Genomic DNA, 19471 nt, shown 5'->3' on the forward strand with positions numbered 1-19471 from the left:
GCGGCCCACGGACAGCGGCTCGTACCCCGGTCGGCGGGGGTACGGGCCGCGCCCGTGTCACGTCGTGACGGCCTGGCGGCGCTCCGCCGCGTACGCCATCGCGTGCTGGACCACGCCGATGAGGATCTGCTTGACGGACTCCCGGTCGCGGGCGTCGCACAGCAGGAGCGGTACGCCGTCGTCGAGGTCGAGGGCCTGGCGTACGTCCTCGGCCGGATAACGGGCCGCTCCCTCGAAGCAGTTGACGCCGACGACGAAGGGTATGGAGCGCCGCTCGAAGTAGTCGACGGCGGCGAAGCAGTCCTCCAGGCGGCGGGTGTCGGCGAGCACGACGGCTCCGAGGGCGCCTTCGGAGAGCTCGTCCCACATGAACCAGAACCGCTCCTGGCCGGGCGTGCCGAAGAGGTACAGCACCAGGTCCTCGCGCAGCGTGATGCGGCCGAAGTCCATGGCCACGGTGGTGGTGTTCTTGCCCTCCACGCCGCTCGTGTCGTCGACCGGGCGTCCTGCCTCGGTGAGCAGTTCCTCGGTGCGCAACGGCCTGATCTCGCTGACCGCGCCGACGAGGGTGGTCTTGCCCACGCCGAATCCGCCGGCCACCAGGATCTTGAACGTGACGGGCTCGACCGGGGGCTTGCCGCGCTCAGAACGCCCGAAGATCATCGATCTCTACTCCTGCTTGATGGGGGTCGGGCGCCAAAGGGCCGTAGCCTTTGCCGCCGGGGGTTGCGATGACGAGTGCATCGCCGGGCCGACGTCCGCCGCGTCGCCTCCGGCGAGGCCGCCGCCGGCCGAACCGGCCGCGCGTTCCACGCCGTTGGCGCCCGCCGCACCGGGTCGGCCGAGGGCGTCGGTGGCGACGGTCGTCCCCATGCGAACGGCCTCGACAGGCTCCCGGGCGGCGAAGGTGCCGCCTCGGTCGACCCGGAACTGCCAGCCTGTCGTCACGTCTGTCTCTCCGATGGCACTGCTCGGCACCGTGCCCGCAGGCCGGCGGGGAACTGCTGCGGATGGTCGTCGACGATCGGTCAGATCATAACGGGAGTGCGGTTTCCGTGCCCGGTCCCTCCGCGGTGCCCGGTCTGCATCCGGTGGCCGTCCGGATCCGGTGGCCGGTCCGGATCCGGTGGCCGGTCCGGATCCGGTGGCCGGTCCGGATCCGGTGGCCGGGCGCCTCGGGCAGGGCTGGTGGTGTCTTCACCTCGAAGACGCGGGCGTTCACATGGCGTGGTGGCTGGGCGGAGGGTGACCCGACGGAACGGGCGCCGAACGTGACCGGGGCGTCGCAGCGTTCCTGCGCAGCACCGGCCGGCTCCCGTACGCACCCGCCGGCCGTGCGACTCCCTTCCCCGACGCCGTCCGTGAGCGCCTCGCGGCGCTCACGGAACCGGCTTCCTCGTTGGGCGGGGCGGTCGGTCACAGCGCCCTGAGGCCGTTGATCACATCCCGCAGAATGCCTTCGTCCGGCAGTTCGGCAGGGGGCACGGGCCGGTTGACGTGGACGAACTCCCCGGTCACGAGGTCCCCCACGAGGACCCGCACCACGCCGATGGGCAGGTTGAGTTCGGCGGCGAGTTCGGCGACCGACTGAGGGGTGTCACGGCACAGGTCGACGATGTCCACGTGTTCGGGGGACAGCGTGTGGTCGCCTTCGGGGTCGTCCGCCTGGGGTTCCGTGACGACCACCGCGATGAGGTCGAGGCGGTGCTGCCCCGTAGTGGTGGTGCGGCCGCGCGTCATGGCGTACGGACGGACGACCGGTCCGGCCTCGTCGTCGAACCAGTGACTTCTTCCCTGACCGTCTGAGCTCATGTCATCCCACTACCCGCTCTGAGGCAGATCGGTGCGCGGAGCGGCACCCAGATGCACGCCGACCCGCTTCACCAGGAGCGTCATCTCGTACGCCACCAGGCCCACGTCCGAATCCGCGTCCGAAAGGACGGCCAGGCAGCTGCCGTCGCCGGCGGCCGTGACGAACAGGAAGGCGTCGTCGAGCTCGACGACCGTCTGCCGGACGCTGCCCGCCTCGAAGTGGCGGCCCACGCCCTTGGCGAGGCTGTGGAAGCCGGAGGCGACGGCGGCCAGGTGCTCGCTGTCCTCCCGGGTCAGGTCGTTGGACACGCCGGTCGGCAGGCCGTCGCCGGAGAGCACGAGGGCCTTGCGGATGCTCGCGACGCGGTCCACCAGGTCGTCGAGGAGCCAGTTGAGCTCGCCGTTGTTGTTGCCCGCGGTGTGGCCGGTCGCCTTCGGTGCGGTCATCGACCGTCCCCCTTTGTTCCTTGTGGTGCTGTGCCGCTGTGGGCGTCGTCGCCCGCGGCGTTCTCCTCGCGGCCGCGCTGCCAGCCACGCTGGAGCGAGGCCATACGGCTGCGTACCTCGTCGGCGTCCCGCTCCTCCGGCTCCGCCTTGACGTCGGTGCGCCGCCCGGCGCTCTGCTTCAGCTGCGGGGCGAGGCTGGCCTGGCGTACTCGGCGGGGCAGCGGAGCGGTGCCGGAGCCGGAATCCGGGCTGGAGCCGGAATCCGGAGTGGAGCCGGAGTCCGTGCCGAAGCCGGATCCGGTTCCCCGTGTCGCGCTGCCGGGACGCCCGGCGGACGTGCTCGGACCGCTCGACGTGATCTCGGCGCGCCGGGTGCGCCTGGGGAGGCCGGAAGGCTCGGGTCGCTCGGCGGACGGAGAGTCGGTGTGGTGTCCGCCGGTTTCGCGGCCGAAGTCGGTCGGTGCTCCGGTGCCGTGGTCGTCGCGTTCACGGCCCGCGCCGGTCGCGGCCCCCGTGCGGCGGTCGTCGAAGCCGGGGCCCGCGCCCGTGGGGGAATCGGTGTGCTGGTCGTCGACGCGGTCCGTCGCGCCGGGGTTCCGGCGCAGTGCGCTCGCGCCGCGGCGGCGGGTGGGCAGGGGAGCCGGTCCCAGTGGAACGGCCGGCTGGGGGCGCGAACGGCTCGGGCCGGCCGGATGTTCCACGTCCGCCTCTTCGCGCCGGCCGCGCTGGTCGGTGACCGGGCGTCCGTGGGAGCTGACCAGCTTGGGGGCGCGGCGGGCGGGCAGCGGGACCGGGGCGATGAGATCGTCGTCGGCCTGGCCGGCGTCGCGCGGCTCGGCGGACGCGTGCTGCGGCGCGCCGGGCCGGGAGGCGGGCTCGTCGTCGGTACCGGTGAGGGAGCGGCGCGGGCGGAACAGTCCGCCCCGTTCGCTGTCCTCGTCGTCCAGGGCACCCGGGAAGCCGGCGAGGGCGTCGAGGTCGACCGGCGCCTCCAGTTCGACCGGGCCGTCCAGGAGTGCGGCCGGCAGGCCGGGCAGCTGGGCCGGCGCCTGGGAGAGCGGGGCGCGGCGGGCCTCCGTCAGCTCGGCCTCCTTGGAGGGCCGGGGCCGGTCGAGGCGGAAGCCGAGGCCGTTGGTGTCCGGGACGTCGTCCGTCAGCAGGGTGTCGGGGATGAAGACGACGGCCGTGGTGCCGCCGTACGGGGACGGCTGCAGGGAGACCCGGACGTGCTGCCGCTGGGCGAGCCGGCTGATCACGAACAGGCCCAGCCGGTCGGTGTCGGAGAGCTCGAACTCCGGTGTCTCGGCGAGCCGGAGGTTGGCGTCCAGGAGGGCGTCGGCGGCCATGCCGAGGCCGCGGTCGTGTATCTCCAGGGTGAAGCCGTTGGCGACGCGCTCGCCGAGCACCTGGACGGCGGTGTGCGGCGGGGAGAACACCGTGGCGTTCTCGAGGAGTTCGGCGACCAGGTGCGTGAGGTCCGCGACCGCAGGGCCGGTGACGGCGACGCGGGGCAGTCGGCGGACCTCGATGCGCTCGTAGTCCTCGACCTCGGCGACGGCGGCGCGTACGACGTCCATCAGCTGGACGGGTTTGCGCCACTGCCGGGAGGGCGCGGCGCCGGAGAGGATCACCAGGCCCTCGGCGTGGCGGCGCATCCGGGTGGTCAGGTGGTCGAGGCGGAAGAGGTCGGCGAGTTCGTCGGTGTCCTCGGTCCGCCGCTCCATGGCGTCGAGCAGGGTGAGCTGCTTGTGCAGGAGGACCTGGCTGCGGCGGGCGAGGTTCACGAAGACCTCGGAGACACCGGCCCGGAGTTCGGCCTGTTTGACGGCGGCCTCGACGGCGGCGCGCTGCAGCGTGTTGAGGGCCTGGCCGACCTCGCCGATCTCGTTCTTGTCGTACTCCAGGCGCGGGACCTCGGTCTCCACGTCGACGTGTTCGCCCGCGGACAGGCGGCGCATCACGCTGGGCAGCCGTACGCCGGACGCCTCGTGGGCCTCCAGGCGCAGTTGCCGCAGGTCGCGGATGAGGCTGCGGCCGACCCGCACGGACAGGACCAGGGAGAAGAGCAGGGCGACGAGGCCGAGGACGCCGGCGACGGCCGCCTTGACGATGACACCCATGGCGTCGGGGCGAACGCGGTCCTGGTAGCGGTCGCCGGCCTGGTCGTTGAGCGTGGCGAGCTCGTCGAGGGCGCTGCCCGCGACGGCGTCCCAGCTCTTGGCGCTCACCGAGCCGGGGGTGGTGCCGGGTCCGGAGGAGATGACGGCCTGTTCCGCCGATCGCAGCGGGGCGGTCGTGGCGTTCTTCCAGAAGCGTTCGTAGCGTTCGCGTTCCGCCGCGGGCAGGACCGGCAGGCTGATGTCGTACAGCAGCGTGCGCTGGGCGGAGAGGTCGGAGACCTCGCGGACCTCGTCGCGGGTGAGCTTCCCGACCACCAGGGCGGATCCCAGCAAGGCGTCCTCGCGGGACAGCAGTTCACGGGCCCGGGTGATGTTCACCAGGGCCCTGGCCTGCTTGTCCAGCTCCACGCTGTCGACTCCGTCCACGGAGGCGAGCAGTGCGTAGCAGGGGTCGACGAGACGGTTGTACTGGTCGAGGGCATAGGACCGGTCGACCGTGCCCTCCTCGACGCTGCGGCGCAGGGAGTCGATGCCGTCGAACGCGTCCAGGACGGCGGTGAGGTGTTCGTCGTCGTCCGGGTCGAGTCCGTCGCGGACGTCGGGGTCCTTCGCGTTCTGGCGGATCTTGACGATGGCCTCGTCGGTGGCGCTGCGCGTGCTGCGCAGCGCGGACAGCGCGTCCGAGGCCCGGGGGTCGGCGAGGTAGACGAGGGTCTGCCGGCGTTCCTGCTGGAGGACCCGGACGGTGTCCTCGGTGGGGTAGCCGATCTTCTCGACGATGGACGACACCTGGAAGAGCTGGGCGACTTCCCGGCCCGTGAGTACCGTGGCGAAGCCCCAGATCGCGATCAGGGACACCAGCGGCACGAGGAGCAGCGCCACGATCTTCCGGCGGATCGACTTCCCGCGAAAGCGCATGGCCTCCCCCAGCTCGACCCCCCACCGGCAGGGGTACAGATGTGCGTCAACAAACGGCGCGAGCCTACTACTGACGCACGCGTAACTCGAAGACCCGTCCGGAAGCTGAACTTCCGCGCCGAGGGCGAGACATGGTGAGAAGTCCGCTCATGACAGGAGATTGCCTCCTGCCTTTCCTTGGCAGCTGCTGGTGCGGACGCGACCGGCCCTCCCGGCCAGTTGGCCGGAATTTTGCGTTCGTTGGGAATCTTGGAGGGGATTCGTTCGTCGTTCTTCATGGGAGTTGGGGGCGGAATCGGCCACAGGAGTCGCGACCCGCACCCGGGCGGCGTAAATCAGCGTAAGCCGGGCAGCCACTGGAGAGCCGGGTCTTCGGATCCGGGGCGAGCGGTCTGCAGGCGGTGGGGAGTGACACGGTGATGGGCACGGCGGAGCGACAAGAGACGCTGCCGGACAGCAGGGTGGCGCACGTGGTGGCGCAGCGCGCCCCCGAGGCGCTGGATCACGACATTCCGACGGACAAGGGCGAGGCGGTGGCGTACCGGAGCGCGGCCGGGCCGGCCGAGCCCGTCGAGCGCGCCGAGGGCCGCGCGGCACCGGAACAGTCCTCCTACCGGCCGCTGTGGATCGAGGAGCCTGCGCAGCGGCGCCGGTTGCCCGATCCCGTGCGGACCTCGGCGGTGCGGGCGGTGCTGATCATCGCCGTGACGCTGATTCAGGCCATGGTGGCCTTCCTGTGCACCATGGCCGGTTCCTGGCTGGCGTTCCCGATGGTGCTCAGCAGCGTCGCCAGCACGGTGGTGGCCACCTGGGGCGCCCTGGACGTCTGGGTGACCCGTCAGGTGTGGAACCAGCGCCACGGCGTGGTGTCGACGCCCAGCAGCAGTGCGCGTGCCCTGCGACGCGAGCGGCGCAAGGCACGGCGACAGGCACGGGGCGCCGAGCGGGCCCAGGAGCGGATACGCAGGCAGGGCGGCGCGGGGCAGTTGTCGCACTCCTGACGTCCTGGAAGGCCGGTCCGGCGAACGTCTTGCGGCTCCGGTCCTGGCGTTCAGAGTGCGGCCGGCTGGGGCCTGCTCCCTCCGCGTGCGAGTTCCCGTCGCGCCCGCATGAAGGGGCGCGGCCGGTTCACGGAGAGCACCGCGGTCGTACGGCCGTCCCGCTCGTACAGGGCGAGGAAGCCGCCCTCGCCGGGTGTGCCGTCGGTGAGTTCGCCCTCGGCGATGCGGACACCGTCCCCGTCCTGCCGGCGGCCGGCGAACTGGATGCGCGCGCCGTACTGGTCCGACCAGAAGTACGGCAGCGAGCCGGCAGTCTCCCGCGTGCGTCCGGCGAGCAGGTTGGCCACGGCTACCCGGGGTTGCTCCGTCGCGGACGTCCAGTGTTCGGCGCGGGTGCCGCCGACGCGGGCGACATCGCCGACGGCGACCACCTGCGGCAGGGCCGTCGCACAGCCGTCGTCGCACAGCACACCGTCGTGCAGGGCGAGCGTCGAGCCCGCCAGCCAGGCGGTGTTGGGAGTGGCGCCGATGCCGACGATCACCGTGTCGGCGGGCAGGAAGCGGCCGTCGGACAGTTCGACGCCGGTGACGGCGACCGTGCCGCGCAGTGCGGCCACCCCGATGCCCGTGACCAGGTCAGCGCCGCCCCGCCGGTGCAGTGCGGCGCACACGGCGGCCATCTCGGGGCCGAGTTGGGGCACGAGCGGGAGCGGAGCGGCCTCCACGACGGTGACGCTGTGGCCGAGGGCGGTACAGGAGGACGCGGTCTCGCCTCCGATGAAGCCTCCTCCGATGACGACGACCTGACGTGGGCCGCCGCCGAGTTCGTCCCGCAGGGCGCGCGCGTCGTCGAGGGTGCGCAGGGTGTGGACGCCGGTGAGGCCGGAGCCGGGAAGGACATCACCTCCGGCACCTGCTGCATCGGCGTCTGGGGGCCCCTCGCCCGGGACCTCGTCCAGCCGCTGACCCGCGACGACTTCTCGCACGAGGCCTTCGGCTACTTCCGCGCGAAGGAGACCTACCTCGGGCACGTCCCGGTGACGGCGATGCGTCTGAGTTACGTCGGCGAGCTCGGCTGGGAGCTGTACACCACCGCCGACCTGGGCCTGCGTCTGTGGGACACGCTGTGGGAGGCCGGCCAGGAGCTCGGCGTGGTCGCCGCCGGCCGCTCGGCCTTCAACTCCCTGCGCCTGGAGAAGGGGTACCAGGCCTGGGGCACCGACATGACCGACGAGCACTCCCCCTATGAGGCGGGCGTCGGCTTCGCGGTCCGCACGGACAAGGAGTTCCTGGGGCGCGCGGCGCTCACCGACGCTCCCCTGACCCGCAAACTCACGCCCCTCCTCCTCGACGACCCCGCCGCCGTGGTCCTCGGCAAGGAACCGGTCTACGTCGACGGCACCCCCGCCGGCTACGTGACAAGTGCCTCGTACGGCTACACGCTCGGCCGCTGCGTCGCGTACGCCTGGCTGCCGGCCGGGCTCACCACCGGCACCGGCGTGCACATCGAGTACTTCGGCGAGAAGGTCCCCGCGACGGTCGCCGAAGAACCGCTCTTCGACCCGAAGATGACCCGCATCCGCCGATGACGCCCGCTGTCGAGCACTGACGCACCCTCTGGAGGCATGCAATGTCCCCCACCTACGACGTGATCGTCATCGGTCTCGGCGGCATGGGCAGCGCCGCCGCCCACCACCTGTCCGCGCGCGGTGCCCGTGTGCTGGGCCTGGAGAAGTTCGGCCCGGTGCACAACCGCGGCTCCAGCCACGGCGGTTCGCGGATCACCCGCCAGTCGTACTTCGAGGACCCGGCGTACGTTCCCCTGCTGCTGCGCGCCTACGAGCTGTACGAGGACCTGGAGCGGGCGACCGGCCGCCAGATCGCGATCCTCCCCGGCGGCGTGATGATCGGCCACCCCGAGTCCCGGACCGTCTCCGGTTCGCTGCTCTCCGCCCAGCAGTGGGACCTGCCGCACGAGATGCTGGACGCCAAGGAGATCCGCCGCCGCTTCCCGACCCTCGCGCCGAACGACGACGAGGTGGCGCTGTTCGAGACGAAGGCCGGTCTTCTGCGGCCCGAGAACACCGTCGCCGCGCACCTCCAGCTCGCCACCCGGCAGGGCGCCGACCTGCACTTCGAAGAGCCGATGACGAGCTGGGAGCCGTACAAGGACGGGGTTCACGTCCATACGGCGGAGAACACCTGCACCGCGTCCCAGCTGGTGATCTGCCCGGGCGCGTGGGCGCCTCAGCTGCTCACCGACATCGGGGTGCCGTTCACCGTCGAGCGGCAGGTCATGTACTGGTTCCAGCCGACCGGGGACGTCCAGCCCTTCCTGCCCGAGAACCACCCGATCTACATCTGGGAGGACGCGGCCGGCGTCCAGGTCTACGGCTTTCCCTCCATCGACGGCCCCGACCTCGGCGCCAAGGTCGCCTTCTTCCGCAAGGGCGAGGTCACCACCCCGGAGACCATCGACCGCACGGTCCACGAGGACGAGATCAAGGCGATGGCCGACCACATGGCCGGCTGCATCCCGGACCTGCCGGCACCTTCCTCAAGGCCGCCACCTGCATGTACTCCAACACCCCCGACGAGCACTTCGTCATCGCCCGGCACCCCGCGCACCCGGAGTCCGTCACCGTGGCCTGCGGGTTCTCCGGGCACGGCTTCAAGTTCGTGCCCGTCGTCGGCGAGATCCTCGCCGACCTGGCCCTCACCGGCACCACCGAGCACCCCATCGGCCTGTTCGACCCCTCCCGCCTCGCCGCCGCGCCCGCCTGAGGAGCACGCCCGTGACGACGACCCCCGCCCCCCCCGGACCCCGCTCTCCGAGGCCCCCCAGATCTCCCCGAGCCTGATCGCCACCCTTCCCGGGGACTACTACACCGATCCGGAGATCTTCCGGCAGGAGCAGGAGCACCTGTTCGAGTCGATGTGGTTCTGCGCGGTCCGCAGCGCCGACCTGGCCAAGCCGGGCGCCTTCCGGACCGTCCAGACCGGCCGCGAGAACGTCCTCATCACGCGTGGCCGCAAGGGCGAGCTGCGCGCCTTCCTGAACGTCTGCCGCCATCGCGGTGCCCGGCTGTGCACGGAGGAGTCCGGCGAGGTGCGCCGCAACCTCCAGTGCCCGTACCACGCATGGACATACGACCTCGACGGCAAGTTGATCGCCGCGCCGAACCTGATCAAGATGCCGGACGTCGACCGGGTCGCCTACGGATTGATCAAGGTGTCCCTGCGTGAATGGCTCGGCTACGCCTGGGTGTGCCTCGCCGACGAACCGCCCTCCTTCGAGGAGACGGTCATGCACGCCGCCGTGGAACGGCTCGGCGACGTGGCCGCCATCGACCACTACGGCACCGAGAACCTGGCGCTCGGCAAGCGGATCGTCTACGACGTGAAGGCGAACTGGAAGCTGATCGTCGAGAACTTCATGGAGTGCTACCACTGCGCGACGATCCACCCCGAACTCACCGACGTGCTCCCGGAGTTCGCCGACGGCTACGCGGCCCAGTACTACGTGGGCCACGGCGCCGAGTTCGGCGAGGAGATCAGGGGCTTCACGGTGGACGGCAGTGAGGGCTTCGCCAAGCTGCCCTCGGTCTCCGCGGACCAGGACCGCCGCTACTACGCCATCACGGTGAAGCCGACGGTCTTCATCAACCTCGTACCGGACCATGTGATCCTTCACCGCATGCTCCCCCTGGCCGAGGACCGCACGGTCGTAGAGTGCGACAGGCTGTACGCGCCGGAGGTCGTGGAGTCCGGGGCGGACGTGTCGAAGTCGGTGGAGCTTTTCCACCGGGTGAACGAGCAGGACTTCGAGGCCTGTGAACGCACGCAGCCGACGATGGCGTCGCGTGCGTACCGCAGGGGTGGTGTGCTGGTCCCCACCGAGCACCACATCGGGATCTTCCACGAGTGGCTCGTGGAAAAACTGGGAGGCAGTCATGCCGGACCTGTTCATTGACGGCACCTGGCGCAGTGCGGTCGACGAGCGCACCCGCGAGATCCGCTGTCCCGCCGACGGTTCCCTGGTGGGGGTCGTGGACGAGGCGGGCGGCAAGGACACGGTGGAGGCGATCGCCGCCGCCCGCCGGGCCTTCGACGGGGGGCCGTGGCCGCGCACGTCCCCGAACGAGCGCGGTGACCTGCTGCTGCGGGTCGCCGACCTCCTGATCCGGGACAAGGACGCACTCGCCCGCGCCGAGTCCCTGGACACCGGGAAGCGGCTCGTCGAGAGCGAGTACGACATCGACGACATCGCGAACTGCTTCCGCTACTTCGGGCGGCTGGTCGCGAGCGAGACCGGCCGGGTCGTGGACACGGGAACGGAGGGCGTCGACAGCCGGGTGGTGTACGAGCCGGTCGGTGTCTGCGCCCTGATCACGCCGTGGAACTACCCGCTCCTGCAGACGGCCTGGAAGGTCGCTCCGGCGATCGCCGCCGGCAACACCTTCGTGCTGAAGCCGAGCGAGCTGACCCCGCACACCGCGATCCACCTCATGCGGCTCCTGACGGAGGCCGGGCTGCCCGCCGGGGCCGGCAACCTGGTCCTCGGCGCCGGCCCGGAGGCGGGTGCGCCGCTCGGCGACCATCCGGACGTGGACCTCGTGTCCTTCACCGGTGGCCTGCAGACCGGTCGCCGCCTGATGGTGGCCGCGGCCGCGACCGTGAAGAAGGTGGCACTCGAACTCGGCGGCAAGAATCCCAACATCGTCTTCGCGGACGCGGACTTCGAGGCGGCCGTGGACATGGCGCTGACGGCGGTGTTCCTGCACTCCGGGCAGGTCTGCTCGGCGGGAGCCCGGCTACTGGTGGAGGACTCCCTGCACGACCGGTTCGTGGACGAGGTCGTACGCCGGGCCCAACTGATCCGCCTGGGCGGGCCGTTCGACGAACAGGCGCAGACCGGGCCACTGATCTCGGCCGCGCACCGCTCGAAGGTCGAGGCGTATGTGGCCAAGGGCCTGGAGGAGGGGGCGGTGCTGCGATGCGGGGGTGCGCGCCCGTCCGGACCGGGTCTCGACGACGGTTTCTACTATCCGCCGACCGTGCTGGACGAGTGCACCGCCCAGATGTCGGTCGTCCAGGAGGAGTCCTTCGGACCGGTGCTCACCGTCGAACGCTTCACCAGCGAGGACGAGGTGGTGCGCGTCGCGAACGACACCATCTACGGCCTCGCCGGCGCCGTCTGGACGAGCGACGAGGGCAAGGCGGCCCGGGTCGCGGGGCGGCTGCGGCTCGGCACGGTCTGGATCAACGACTACCACCCCTACGTGCCGCAGGCGGAGTGGGGCGGCTTCAAGCAGTCCGGCTTCGGGCGCGAACTCGGGCCGTCCGGCCTCGCCGAGTACCGCGAGACGAAGCACATCTGGCGCAACACGGCCCCCGTGCCGCAGGGCTGGTTCGCCTGACTCTCCTGTAACACCATGCACATGGCCTACGCGTATAACGGCCCACATTGATCCAGGCACCCGCAGCAGTCGCTCCTCCCTCCCCGGCCCACCAGGAGTCCGCTCATGACGACGACCGAGAAACCAACGTCCGGAGAAAGAGACGACGCCGAACTCGCCGAGTTCGGGTACAAGCCCGAACTCAAGCGCACCCTCGGCAACTTCCACACCTTCGCCGCCGGAATCAGCTACATCTCGATCCTCACCGGCACCTTCCAGTTGTTCTACTTCGGCTACGGCAGCGGCGGCCCTGCCTACTGGTGGTCGTGGCCGATGGTCTTCGTCGGCCAGTTCATGGTCGCCCTGTGCTTCGCGGAACTGGCCGCCCGCTATCCCGTCGCGGGCTCCGTCTACAACTGGTCGAAGAAGATAGGCAATCCGCATCTGGGCTGGCTCGCCGGCTGGATGATGTTGATCGCCTCGATCGTGTCGATTTCGGCGGTGGCGCTCGCCTATCAGTTGACGCTCCCGCAGATCTCGTCGGCGTTCCAGTTCGTGGGTGACGGCTCCGGCAAGTACGACGTGGCGACGAACGCGGTCGTCCTCGCGACCGTGCTGATCCTGTTCACGACCCTGGTGAACGCCTTCGGTGTGAAGCTGATGGCCACCATCAACAGCGCGGGCGTGCTCATCGAGCTGATCGCCACCGTCGTCCTCATCGTGATGTTCGCCGTCCACATCACGCGAGGTCCGCAGGTGGTGACCGACACGGCGGGCACCGGGGCCGGGCACCAGGCGGGCTACATGGGCGCCTTCCTCGTGGCCTCCCTGGCGTCCGCGTACGTCATGTACGGCTTCGACACGGCCGCCTCGCTCGGCGAGGAGTCGCTGGACCCGTCCCGCAACGCGCCGCGCGCCATCATCCGCGCCATCGTCGCCTCGTTCGTCCTGGGCGGTCTGATCCTGCTTCTCGCGCTGATGAGCGTCTCCAGCCTGAAGGGCGACAAGCTGTCCACGGACGGTCTGCAGTACATCGTCCTCGACGTGCTCGGCTCGACGGCCGGCAAGGCGATGCTGTGGTGCGTGCTGATCGCGGTCACCGTGTGCGCGCTGGCCGTCCACACGGCGGCGATCCGTCTCACCTTCGCGATGGCCCGTGACAACAACCTGCCCGGGTCCTCCAAGCTGGCCAAGGTCAGCCCGCGCTTCCAGACACCGGTGCTGCCCGCGGTGATCATCGGCATCCTCGCCGTGGCGATCCTCGTCGTCAACATCCGCCAGCCGCAGATCTTCACCGTCGTCACCAGCATCGGCATCATCATGATCTACCTCGCCTACCTCGGCGTCACCGGGCCGATGCTGGTGGCCCGGCTGCGCGGCAAGTGGCAGCCCGCGGGCGACGGCAAGTTCTCGCTGGGCCGCTGGGGACTGCTCGTCAACATCGTCGCCGTGGTCTGGGGCACGGCCATGACGATCAACCTCATCTGGCCGCGGGCCGAGGTCTACAACGCGGCCGCTCCGTACCACTGGTACCTGCGCTGGGGTGCCGTGCTGTTCGTCGCCGTCATCATGGGCGGCGGCTTCGCCTACTACTGGTTCGTCCAGCGGCACCGCACCGGTGTGCTCGCCGAGCACCAGCTGCAGGCCACCACGACTCCCCTCGCCGCCCCGGCGGCCGACTGAAGGAGGTCAACCACTCATGAGTACCGATGAGTTCGACTATGTGGTGGTCGGCGGCGGCACAGCGGGCAACGTCGTGGCGGCCCGCCTCTCCGAGGACCCCTCGGTCACGGTGTGCGTCCTGGAGGCGTGTCCGAGCGATGTTGGCGACGACGACGTCCTCAAACTCGAGCGCTGGATGGGCCTGCTGGAGTCCGGCTACGACTGGGACTACCCCATCGAGCCGCAGGCCAGCGGCAACAGCTTCATGCGGCACGCCCGCGCGAAGGTACTGGGCGGCTGTTCGTCCCACAACTCCTGCATCGCCTTCTGGGCACCGGCCGAGGACCTCGACGGCTGGGCCGCCCAGGGCTGTACGGGCTGGAGCGCCGAGTGCGCCGACCTCGTGAAGGAGGACGCGTAGACAAGCGCCCCGTCAGGGGGGCGGGGAACTGCGCGACCAGCCACGACGGTCCCGCGGTTCCCCGTCCACCGTCGGCTACGGTGCGCTCGGCGCCGGCCGCTTGAACATCCGCGTCGCGGTGATCTCACTGTGCCCGCCCTCCCCGGCGGGAGCCTCATGCGGCAGTCCCGGCCGGAGGTGTTCCTCCACCCTGATGTACTTCAGCCCGGCCCTCAGGTCGGCGTCGTTGCGCAACCGGATGACCAGCGGGAACTCGGCGAGCGCGGTCGTGTCGAACAGGCCCGTGGTGTAGAGGAGCTGGACTCCGAGCGCGTCCGACACGGCACGCTGGAGTTCCAGCAGATAGGTCGCGTTGGCGCGCCCGATCGGGTTGTCCAGGAACAGCGTGCCGGCGTGGCGGTGCTTGTCGCGTCCGCGATCGTTCGAACGCAGCGCCGCCATCGTGCAGTACAGGGCGATGGCGGCCGTCAGCAGCTGACCGCCGGAGAACACGTCACCCATCTGTCCGACGGGCACGCGCTCGGCGCGCAGGACGGCGTCCGGCTTGAGGATCTCGACGGCGACGCCCTTGGGGTGGAGTGCCGCGCCGACCCCGCGCAGCAGCAGGGACATGCCGTCGCGGCGCAGGTCGGAGTTCTTCTTGACGGCGGCCCTGGTCGCCTCGTCGACGACCTCGCCGAGCCGCTCGGTGAGGGTGGCCTGGTCGGGCTCCTCGAAGCGGATGCGCAGGAACTCCTGCCCGGACCACTCGCCGAGCCCTTCGGGGAGCCGGGACAGCCGCTGGGCGGACCTGAGCGTGGCCAGGGCCGACTCCACGAGCCCGCGCAGCCGGTCCACGATCGAGTCGCGGTTGCGCTCCAGCTGCTCCAGCTCGTCGGTGAGGACGCGCAGTCGGGGCGCGAAGGCGTCGGCCCACTTCTGGGCGTGCTCGGGCAGCGCGGAGGCGGGCAGCTCGCGGATCTGCTGCCGGGCGGGGGTGCGGACCTGCTCGTAGCGCGTGGAGTTGGCGTGCCGGACGAGGATGTCGCTCGCCTCGCGCACCGCGGCCTCGGCGGCCGACAGGTCGGCGGCGCAGCCGCGCAGGGACCGGCGGGCCTCGGCAGCGGACTGCCGGGCCTCCTCCGGGCTGCCGGGGTACGCCTCGGTCTCCTCCGGCTCCTCCTCCAAGGCGGGTTCACGCAGCAGGTCGCGGAGCATCGCGGCGATCTCGTCGAAGCCGCCGGCCGCGTCCTCGGCGGCGCGGTGGGCGTCGAGAAGTCCGGCGTGCGTCTCCCGGGCCTGGCTCAACGCCTCGGTGCGCGAGGCGAGTTCGGACGTGGCCGTCCGCAGCAGCGCCTGTGCGTGCTCGGCGTCGCGCGGCTGGACCTCCTCGGGCAGTTCGGTGTGCGTCTCGCCGTCCTCGGGAGCGTGCCGCTCGGCCTCGCCGCGCAGCCGCCCGAGCTGCTCGCTCGCCCCGGACATCCGGGTCTCCAGGAGCTGCACCAGCTCCTCGGCCCGTGCAACGGCGGCCTGCCGGGACGGGCCGTCGGATCCGTCGGGCGACTGGAGCAGCTGCTCCGCGCGCGTGCGGACCTTGTTGCTCAGCCGGTCCAGGTCCGCGCGCGCGGCGCTCTCGTCACTCTCGGCGCGCGCCTGCTCGGACCGCAGATCGGCGCCGACGCCGACCTTCTCGTACAACTGCGAAGCGGCCCGATAGGCCTCGCGGAGGGCGGGCAGGGACGCCGTCGGATCCGCCGCGTCGCTCTCCGGTACGTCGTCGGGGGCGCCCGCGATCTCGGCGCGCTCGGCGCGCAGCGCGCGAGCGGTGCGGCGGGCGTCGTCGGCCGCGCGCTGGGCGGCGCGCCGGTCCTCGTCGGCGGCGCGGGCACGGTCCAGGCAGGTCTGGGCGCGGGCCTCCGACTCGGACGCCTCGTCGGCGAGTTCGCGCACCTTGACCTGCCAGCCGGCCCGCTCCCGAAGCCGGAAGGCGAGCCCGGCGAGGGCGTCGGCGGCGCGCCGCGCCTTCTGGGCGGCGTCCTGCCGCTCGTCGCGGACCTGCGCGGCCTCGGCGGCGGCTTCGTCGGCCTCGGCCCGTACGGTCCGCGCCTCGGCGAGTTCGGCCTCGGTCTCCTCGGCGAACTCCCGCGTCTGCCGGGCGGCCCGGCCCAGTTCGACGAGGTGCCCGGCCGGGCAGCCGGTGCGCCAGGAGGCGAGCCGCGCCGCCAGCTCCCGGTCCTTCCCGAGCCGTGCCGCGAGGTCCCGGATCTCCTCGTCCCGCTCGGTGGCCCGCGCGCGCAGCGCCTGCCGCTCCTCGTCGGCGGCGTGCTCGTCGTGCATGGCCGGGTTGGGCGGTACGAGGAAGACGTCGCCGTTGTCGGAGTCGGGCGCCGGAGTCGGCGCGAGGAGGGCGGCCGCCGTGCCGACCGCCACGGCGGACCGCGGCAGCAGCGCCGCCTCGCTCAGCGCCTCACGGGCACGCGCGTGCGTGCCGGGGTCGGTGATGATCACACCGTCGACCAGTTCCGGCCGCGCGGCCAGCACGCGCGCGTGGTCGGCCGGGTCGACGGCCTGCGCGAGGTAGCGCCAGCCGGGCAGCGCGGGGATGCCGTGCTCGCCGAGGTACTCGACGGTCGCGAGTACGTCCGGGCCGGGCGGCAGTAGTCCGCCGTCACCGAGCGCGCCGAGGATGCGGGAGTCGTCGGCGGCGGCCGTGCGCAGGTCGAAGAGCTGCCGTTCGGCGGAGGAGACGGCGTCGTCGAGCAGTTCGCGCAGTTCGTCGGCGAAGCGGTCGAGGTCCTCGGGGGTGAGCGCCCCCCGGTCGTTGTCGTCCGTCTCCTGTCGGGGCTGCGGAACCACCGAGGAGCGCTTGTCGCCGCCGGTCAGGCTCAGCAGCTCGGCCAGCCGTTCCTCGGTGGCCAGGGCCTCGGCGAGGCGGCGCTCGGCCTCGTAGGAGCGTTCGGCGGCCGTGGCCGCGTCTTCCGCGCGGGCCGCGGTCAGTTCCGCGCGGGACTCGGCCGCCGCCGCTTCACGCGCGTGCTCGGTGGCTCGGCCGGCGGCCTCCCGTGCGGTGTCCCAGGCGGCGACCGCGGCCTTCTCGGCGTCGTTGGCGGCAAGGGCCGCGCGCGCGGGGTCGGCGTCGGGCGCGCTGTCGTCGAGCCAGCCCGCGCGCACCGCTTCGGCGGTCTCCTGCTCGACCTCGCTCAGCCGCTGCCGCAGATGCCCGACCTCGCTGCGGGCGCGCTGCGCCTCGGTGGCGGCGGACGTGGAGTCCCGGTGCGCGCGGTCGCTGACCTCCTGGAGGGCGGCGGAGCGCTCCTCCTCCTCGTCGGCGAGGGTTTCGGCGCCCTCGGCGGCCGCGTGCAAAGCCCGTACGAGATCGACGGCGGCCCTGGACCGGGCGGCCAGCGCGGGGGCCGCGTCCCGCTCGGCCTCCTGGATCGCGACGGCCACACGGGCCACCCGGTCGGCGGCGGCGCGGTGGCGCAGCACGGCCTCGGCGGCCTGCCAGGCGGAGTGCAGCGTGCGTGCTTCGGCGAGCTCACGCTTCTGCGCGGCGGCCGACTTCTCGCCGGCGGCGAGCGCCAAGGAGGCGTGCCGGTAGGCGAGTTCGGCGGCGATCAGCGCGCTGCGCTCCCGAGCCCCCTCGGCCTGCGTGACGGCGTCCGAGGCGGCGGTGACCCCCTGGGCGAGGTCGGCGGCTCGTACGCGTTCCCGGGCACCGCGCGCGGACAGCCGCCGTGCCAGGGTCCGCGTGCGGCGCTCGGCCCCGGTGTGGATGTCACGGGCGCGGGAGCGGGCCTCGGCGGCCTCGACGATCCGGCCGAGCAGGTCCACCGACCCGGCGGTGAAGTCCCGTTCGGCGATCAGCTCGGCGCGTCGCCCCAGCTTGTTGCCGAAGCCGCTGACCAGGTCGGCGAGGCCGTCGGTGTCGCGGGTGTCGGTCACCGCGCGCAACAGCAGGTCGGTGAAGTCGGAGTCCTTCTTGACCGCGAAGAGGCCGGCGGCCTCGCCCTCGTCGGCGTTCATCTCCCGCTGGTAGCGGAAGAGTTCGGGGTCCAGGCCGAGCTCGCCGAGGTGCTCGATCCACCGGTCGTGGATCTCCTCCCAGTGCACCTCCAGATGCGGGTAGGCCTTTCCCGCCTCGGTGAGGGCGTCCCGGAAGCCCTTCATCGTGCGCCGACGGCCCTGCGCACCCGACTGGCCCTCGACGGACGACCGTACGGCGGTGGACTCGGCGACGGGCAGGTTGTCCAGGCTCAGACCGGGCCCGGGCCGGAAGGAGTACCAGGCCTCGGCGAACTTCCGCGGGTCGTTGGAGACCTGGCGCCCACGCCACTCGCTCACCTTGCCGACGACGACGCTCTCGCCGGTCAGCACGTGCTGCCACTCCAGCGCCACGTGACCGCAGTCGTCCGCGAGCAGGAACTTGCGCAGCACACCGGAGCTGGCGCCGCCGAGGGTGTTGCGGTGGCCCGGCAGCATCACGGAGAAGATCAGCTTGAGCAGGACGGACTTGCCGCCGCCGTTCTCCAGGAAGAGCACACCGGCGGGCGCCGGCCGGCGCGGCGGGCCGACGGGCTCCTCCTCGAAGAACTCCGCCTGGGTGGGCGCGGGGTCGGGCACGGGCCGGCCCACACCGCGCAGGTCAAGCACGGTGTCGGCGTAGCGCGCACCGGCGGGCCCGATGGAGTAGAGGCGGACCCGGGACAGCTCGTACATGGCGGACTCTCGTAAGTCTTCGGCAGGTGAGGGGATTCAGGACGGTTTCAGGACTGGGCCGGCGCGTGGAACGGCAGCCCGGCGTCGGCCACCAGTTCCAGGTCGTCGGTGTCCTCGGCGGGCAGCAGGGTCGGCGTCCCGTCGGTGACGGGAACGACGCCCAGCTCCAGCAACTCGGCCATCGCCGCGCTGCCCGCCATGTCCCGCACCTGGAGCTGGTAGCGGGCCGTGGTCCGGTAGGTACCGCCGTTGTCGTCCCCGGTCCGCTGCAGGAACCCGGACTCGGTGAGGAAGGCGACGGCCTTGCCGACGATGCCGGTCGTCGAACCGGCGAGCCGGCGCGCGTCCTTGGTGGCGCCGGTCGCGCTACGTCTGACCCAGATCCGCCAGGCGGCCTCCAGACCGGGCGCGTCGGTCGCCGGGTCGGTGTTCTCGCCCTGCTCCTCGGCACGCTCCTCCAGACGCCGGCAGGCCTGCCGTACGAACGCGTCGACGCCGTTGACCGAGACGCGCCCGATATAGCCGTCGTCGGCGAGATCCTCCGGCCGCGGGAACGCCATGGCGGCGACGGCGAGGTGCGCCAGCCCGTGCAGGAACCGGTCGCCGCCGTCGGCGGACGTCCGTCGCGCGTAGTCGCCCATCCGCACGGCGAACACCGAGTCCTCCGCGGCGGTCACGGCCATCCCCGCGCGCGGGGACACCTCCAGCACCACCAGTCCCAGCCCTGCCGCCACGGCGTCGGCGAGCCGCGCGAACGGCGGATCCTCGCGGTAGCGCCGCAGCAGTTCCGTGTACTCCTGGTCCCGGGCGGGCTGCAGTTTGGGCTGCAGCCCGAAGGCGACGAGCCGCGCCGCGTCGGCGGCGTCGGCGGGTGTGACGGCGGCGGTCACCGGCGCAGGCCCGGCGTCCGGCTCACTCCACTCGACATGCTCGCTCACGACTGCAACTCCTTGATCTTGAAAACGACTGCGATCGCAACTCCCTCAGGGGCGA

12 protein-coding genes and 3 pseudogenes are annotated in these 19471 nt (G+C 71.9%); 7 read left to right on the forward strand and 8 right to left on the reverse strand.

Going from position 1 to position 19471, the window contains the following annotated elements; translation table 11 throughout:
* Positions 1 to 57: 57 nt before the first annotated feature.
* The 5 genes from KUM49_RS26835 to KUM49_RS26855 all read right to left on the reverse strand — a co-directional run bounded on the left by KUM49_RS26835 (position 58) and on the right by KUM49_RS26855 (position 5297).
* Entirely contained in the window at positions 58 to 663 is a 606-nt protein-coding gene (locus tag KUM49_RS26835; protein WP_217239531.1) for an ATP/GTP-binding protein, read from the reverse strand.
* A gap of 6 nt (positions 664 to 669) precedes the next feature.
* The gene (locus tag KUM49_RS50780; RefSeq protein ID WP_217239532.1) at positions 670 to 948 is read right to left on the reverse strand and encodes a hypothetical protein; all 279 of its coding nucleotides are present in this window, start codon (positions 946 to 948) and stop codon (positions 670 to 672) included.
* 468 nt (positions 949 to 1416) lie between these two features.
* A complete protein-coding gene (locus KUM49_RS26845; RefSeq protein WP_217239533.1) occupies positions 1417 to 1812 on the reverse strand; it encodes a DUF742 domain-containing protein in 396 nt (131 codons plus the stop codon).
* A 9-nt stretch (positions 1813 to 1821) separates the two neighbouring features.
* A complete protein-coding gene (locus tag KUM49_RS26850; RefSeq protein ID WP_217239534.1) occupies positions 1822 to 2259 on the reverse strand; it encodes a roadblock/LC7 domain-containing protein in 438 nt (145 codons plus the stop codon).
* Positions 2256 to 5297, reverse strand: a complete 3042-nt coding sequence (locus tag KUM49_RS26855) for a nitrate- and nitrite sensing domain-containing protein (protein WP_217239535.1) — start codon at positions 5295 to 5297, stop codon at positions 2256 to 2258. Before KUM49_RS26855 ends, KUM49_RS26850 begins: the two co-directional genes overlap by 4 nt.
* A 419-nt stretch (positions 5298 to 5716) precedes the next feature.
* Here KUM49_RS26855 and KUM49_RS26860 point away from each other — a divergent pair, with 419 nt between their 5' ends.
* The gene (locus tag KUM49_RS26860; protein WP_217239536.1) at positions 5717 to 6298 is read left to right on the forward strand and encodes a hypothetical protein; all 582 of its coding nucleotides are present in this window, start codon (positions 5717 to 5719) and stop codon (positions 6296 to 6298) included.
* Between the two features lie 50 nt (positions 6299 to 6348).
* Here KUM49_RS26860 and KUM49_RS26865 read toward each other — a convergent pair.
* Positions 6349 to 7218: pseudogene (locus KUM49_RS26865) on the reverse strand (NAD(P)/FAD-dependent oxidoreductase); the annotation flags it as partial.
* On the opposite strand from KUM49_RS26865, the gene KUM49_RS26870 reads away from it, so the two are divergent.
* The 6 genes and pseudogenes from KUM49_RS26870 to KUM49_RS26895 all read left to right on the forward strand — a co-directional run.
* Complete coding sequence (locus tag KUM49_RS26870; protein WP_374200202.1) at positions 7165 to 7887, forward strand: aminomethyltransferase family protein; 723 nt, start codon at positions 7165 to 7167, stop codon at positions 7885 to 7887. The pseudogene KUM49_RS26865 and the gene KUM49_RS26870 overlap by 54 nt on opposite strands.
* An 83-nt stretch (positions 7888 to 7970) precedes the next feature.
* Positions 7971 to 8950: pseudogene (gene solA, locus KUM49_RS26875) on the forward strand (N-methyl-L-tryptophan oxidase); the annotation flags it as partial.
* Positions 8951 to 9143: 193 nt separating this feature from the next.
* Complete coding sequence (locus tag KUM49_RS26880) at positions 9144 to 10271, forward strand: aromatic ring-hydroxylating dioxygenase subunit alpha (protein ID WP_217239773.1); 1128 nt, start codon at positions 9144 to 9146, stop codon at positions 10269 to 10271.
* A complete protein-coding gene (locus tag KUM49_RS26885) occupies positions 10252 to 11718 on the forward strand; it encodes an aldehyde dehydrogenase family protein (protein ID WP_217239537.1) in 1467 nt (488 codons plus the stop codon). The genes KUM49_RS26880 and KUM49_RS26885 overlap by 20 nt, the downstream gene beginning before the upstream one ends.
* Positions 11719 to 11823: 105 nt before the next feature.
* Positions 11824 to 13380 (forward strand): APC family permease, encoded by a 1557-nt coding sequence (locus tag KUM49_RS26890; protein ID WP_217239538.1) that lies wholly within the window; start codon positions 11824 to 11826, stop codon positions 13378 to 13380.
* A gap of 16 nt (positions 13381 to 13396) precedes the next feature.
* Positions 13397 to 13762 (forward strand): annotated as a pseudogene (locus tag KUM49_RS26895) (GMC family oxidoreductase N-terminal domain-containing protein); the annotation flags it as partial.
* Positions 13763 to 13855: 93 nt separating this feature from the next.
* Here KUM49_RS26895 and KUM49_RS26900 read toward each other — a convergent pair.
* The gene (locus KUM49_RS26900; RefSeq protein ID WP_217239539.1) at positions 13856 to 18478 is read right to left on the reverse strand and encodes a hypothetical protein; all 4623 of its coding nucleotides are present in this window, start codon (positions 18476 to 18478) and stop codon (positions 13856 to 13858) included.
* Positions 18479 to 18525: 47 nt separating this feature from the next.
* Entirely contained in the window at positions 18526 to 19416 is an 891-nt protein-coding gene (locus tag KUM49_RS26905; RefSeq protein WP_217239540.1) for a hypothetical protein, read from the reverse strand.
* Positions 19417 to 19471: the final 55 nt, after the last annotated feature.

This window comes from Streptomyces sp. AC555_RSS877 (genome assembly GCF_019049245.1).
Lineage (GTDB): Bacteria > Actinomycetota > Actinomycetes > Streptomycetales > Streptomycetaceae > Streptomyces.

Coding starts and splice junctions, on each gene's coding strand:
- KUM49_RS26855 (WP_217239535.1), bottom strand. CDS start 5,297: ATGCGCTTTCGCGGGAAGTCGATCCGCCGGAAGATCGTGGCGCTGCTC.
- KUM49_RS26835 (WP_217239531.1), bottom strand. CDS start 663: ATGATCTTCGGGCGTTCTGAGCGCGGCAAGCCCCCGGTCGAGCCCGTC.
- KUM49_RS26890 (WP_217239538.1), top strand. CDS start 11,824: ATGACGACGACCGAGAAACCAACGTCCGGAGAAAGAGACGACGCCGAA.
- KUM49_RS26900 (WP_217239539.1), bottom strand. CDS start 18,478: ATGTACGAGCTGTCCCGGGTCCGCCTCTACTCCATCGGGCCCGCCGGT.
- KUM49_RS26845 (WP_217239533.1), bottom strand. CDS start 1,812: ATGAGCTCAGACGGTCAGGGAAGAAGTCACTGGTTCGACGACGAGGCC.
- KUM49_RS26885 (WP_217239537.1), top strand. CDS start 10,252: ATGCCGGACCTGTTCATTGACGGCACCTGGCGCAGTGCGGTCGACGAG.
- KUM49_RS26850 (WP_217239534.1), bottom strand. CDS start 2,259: ATGACCGCACCGAAGGCGACCGGCCACACCGCGGGCAACAACAACGGC.
- KUM49_RS26860 (WP_217239536.1), top strand. CDS start 5,717: ATGGGCACGGCGGAGCGACAAGAGACGCTGCCGGACAGCAGGGTGGCG.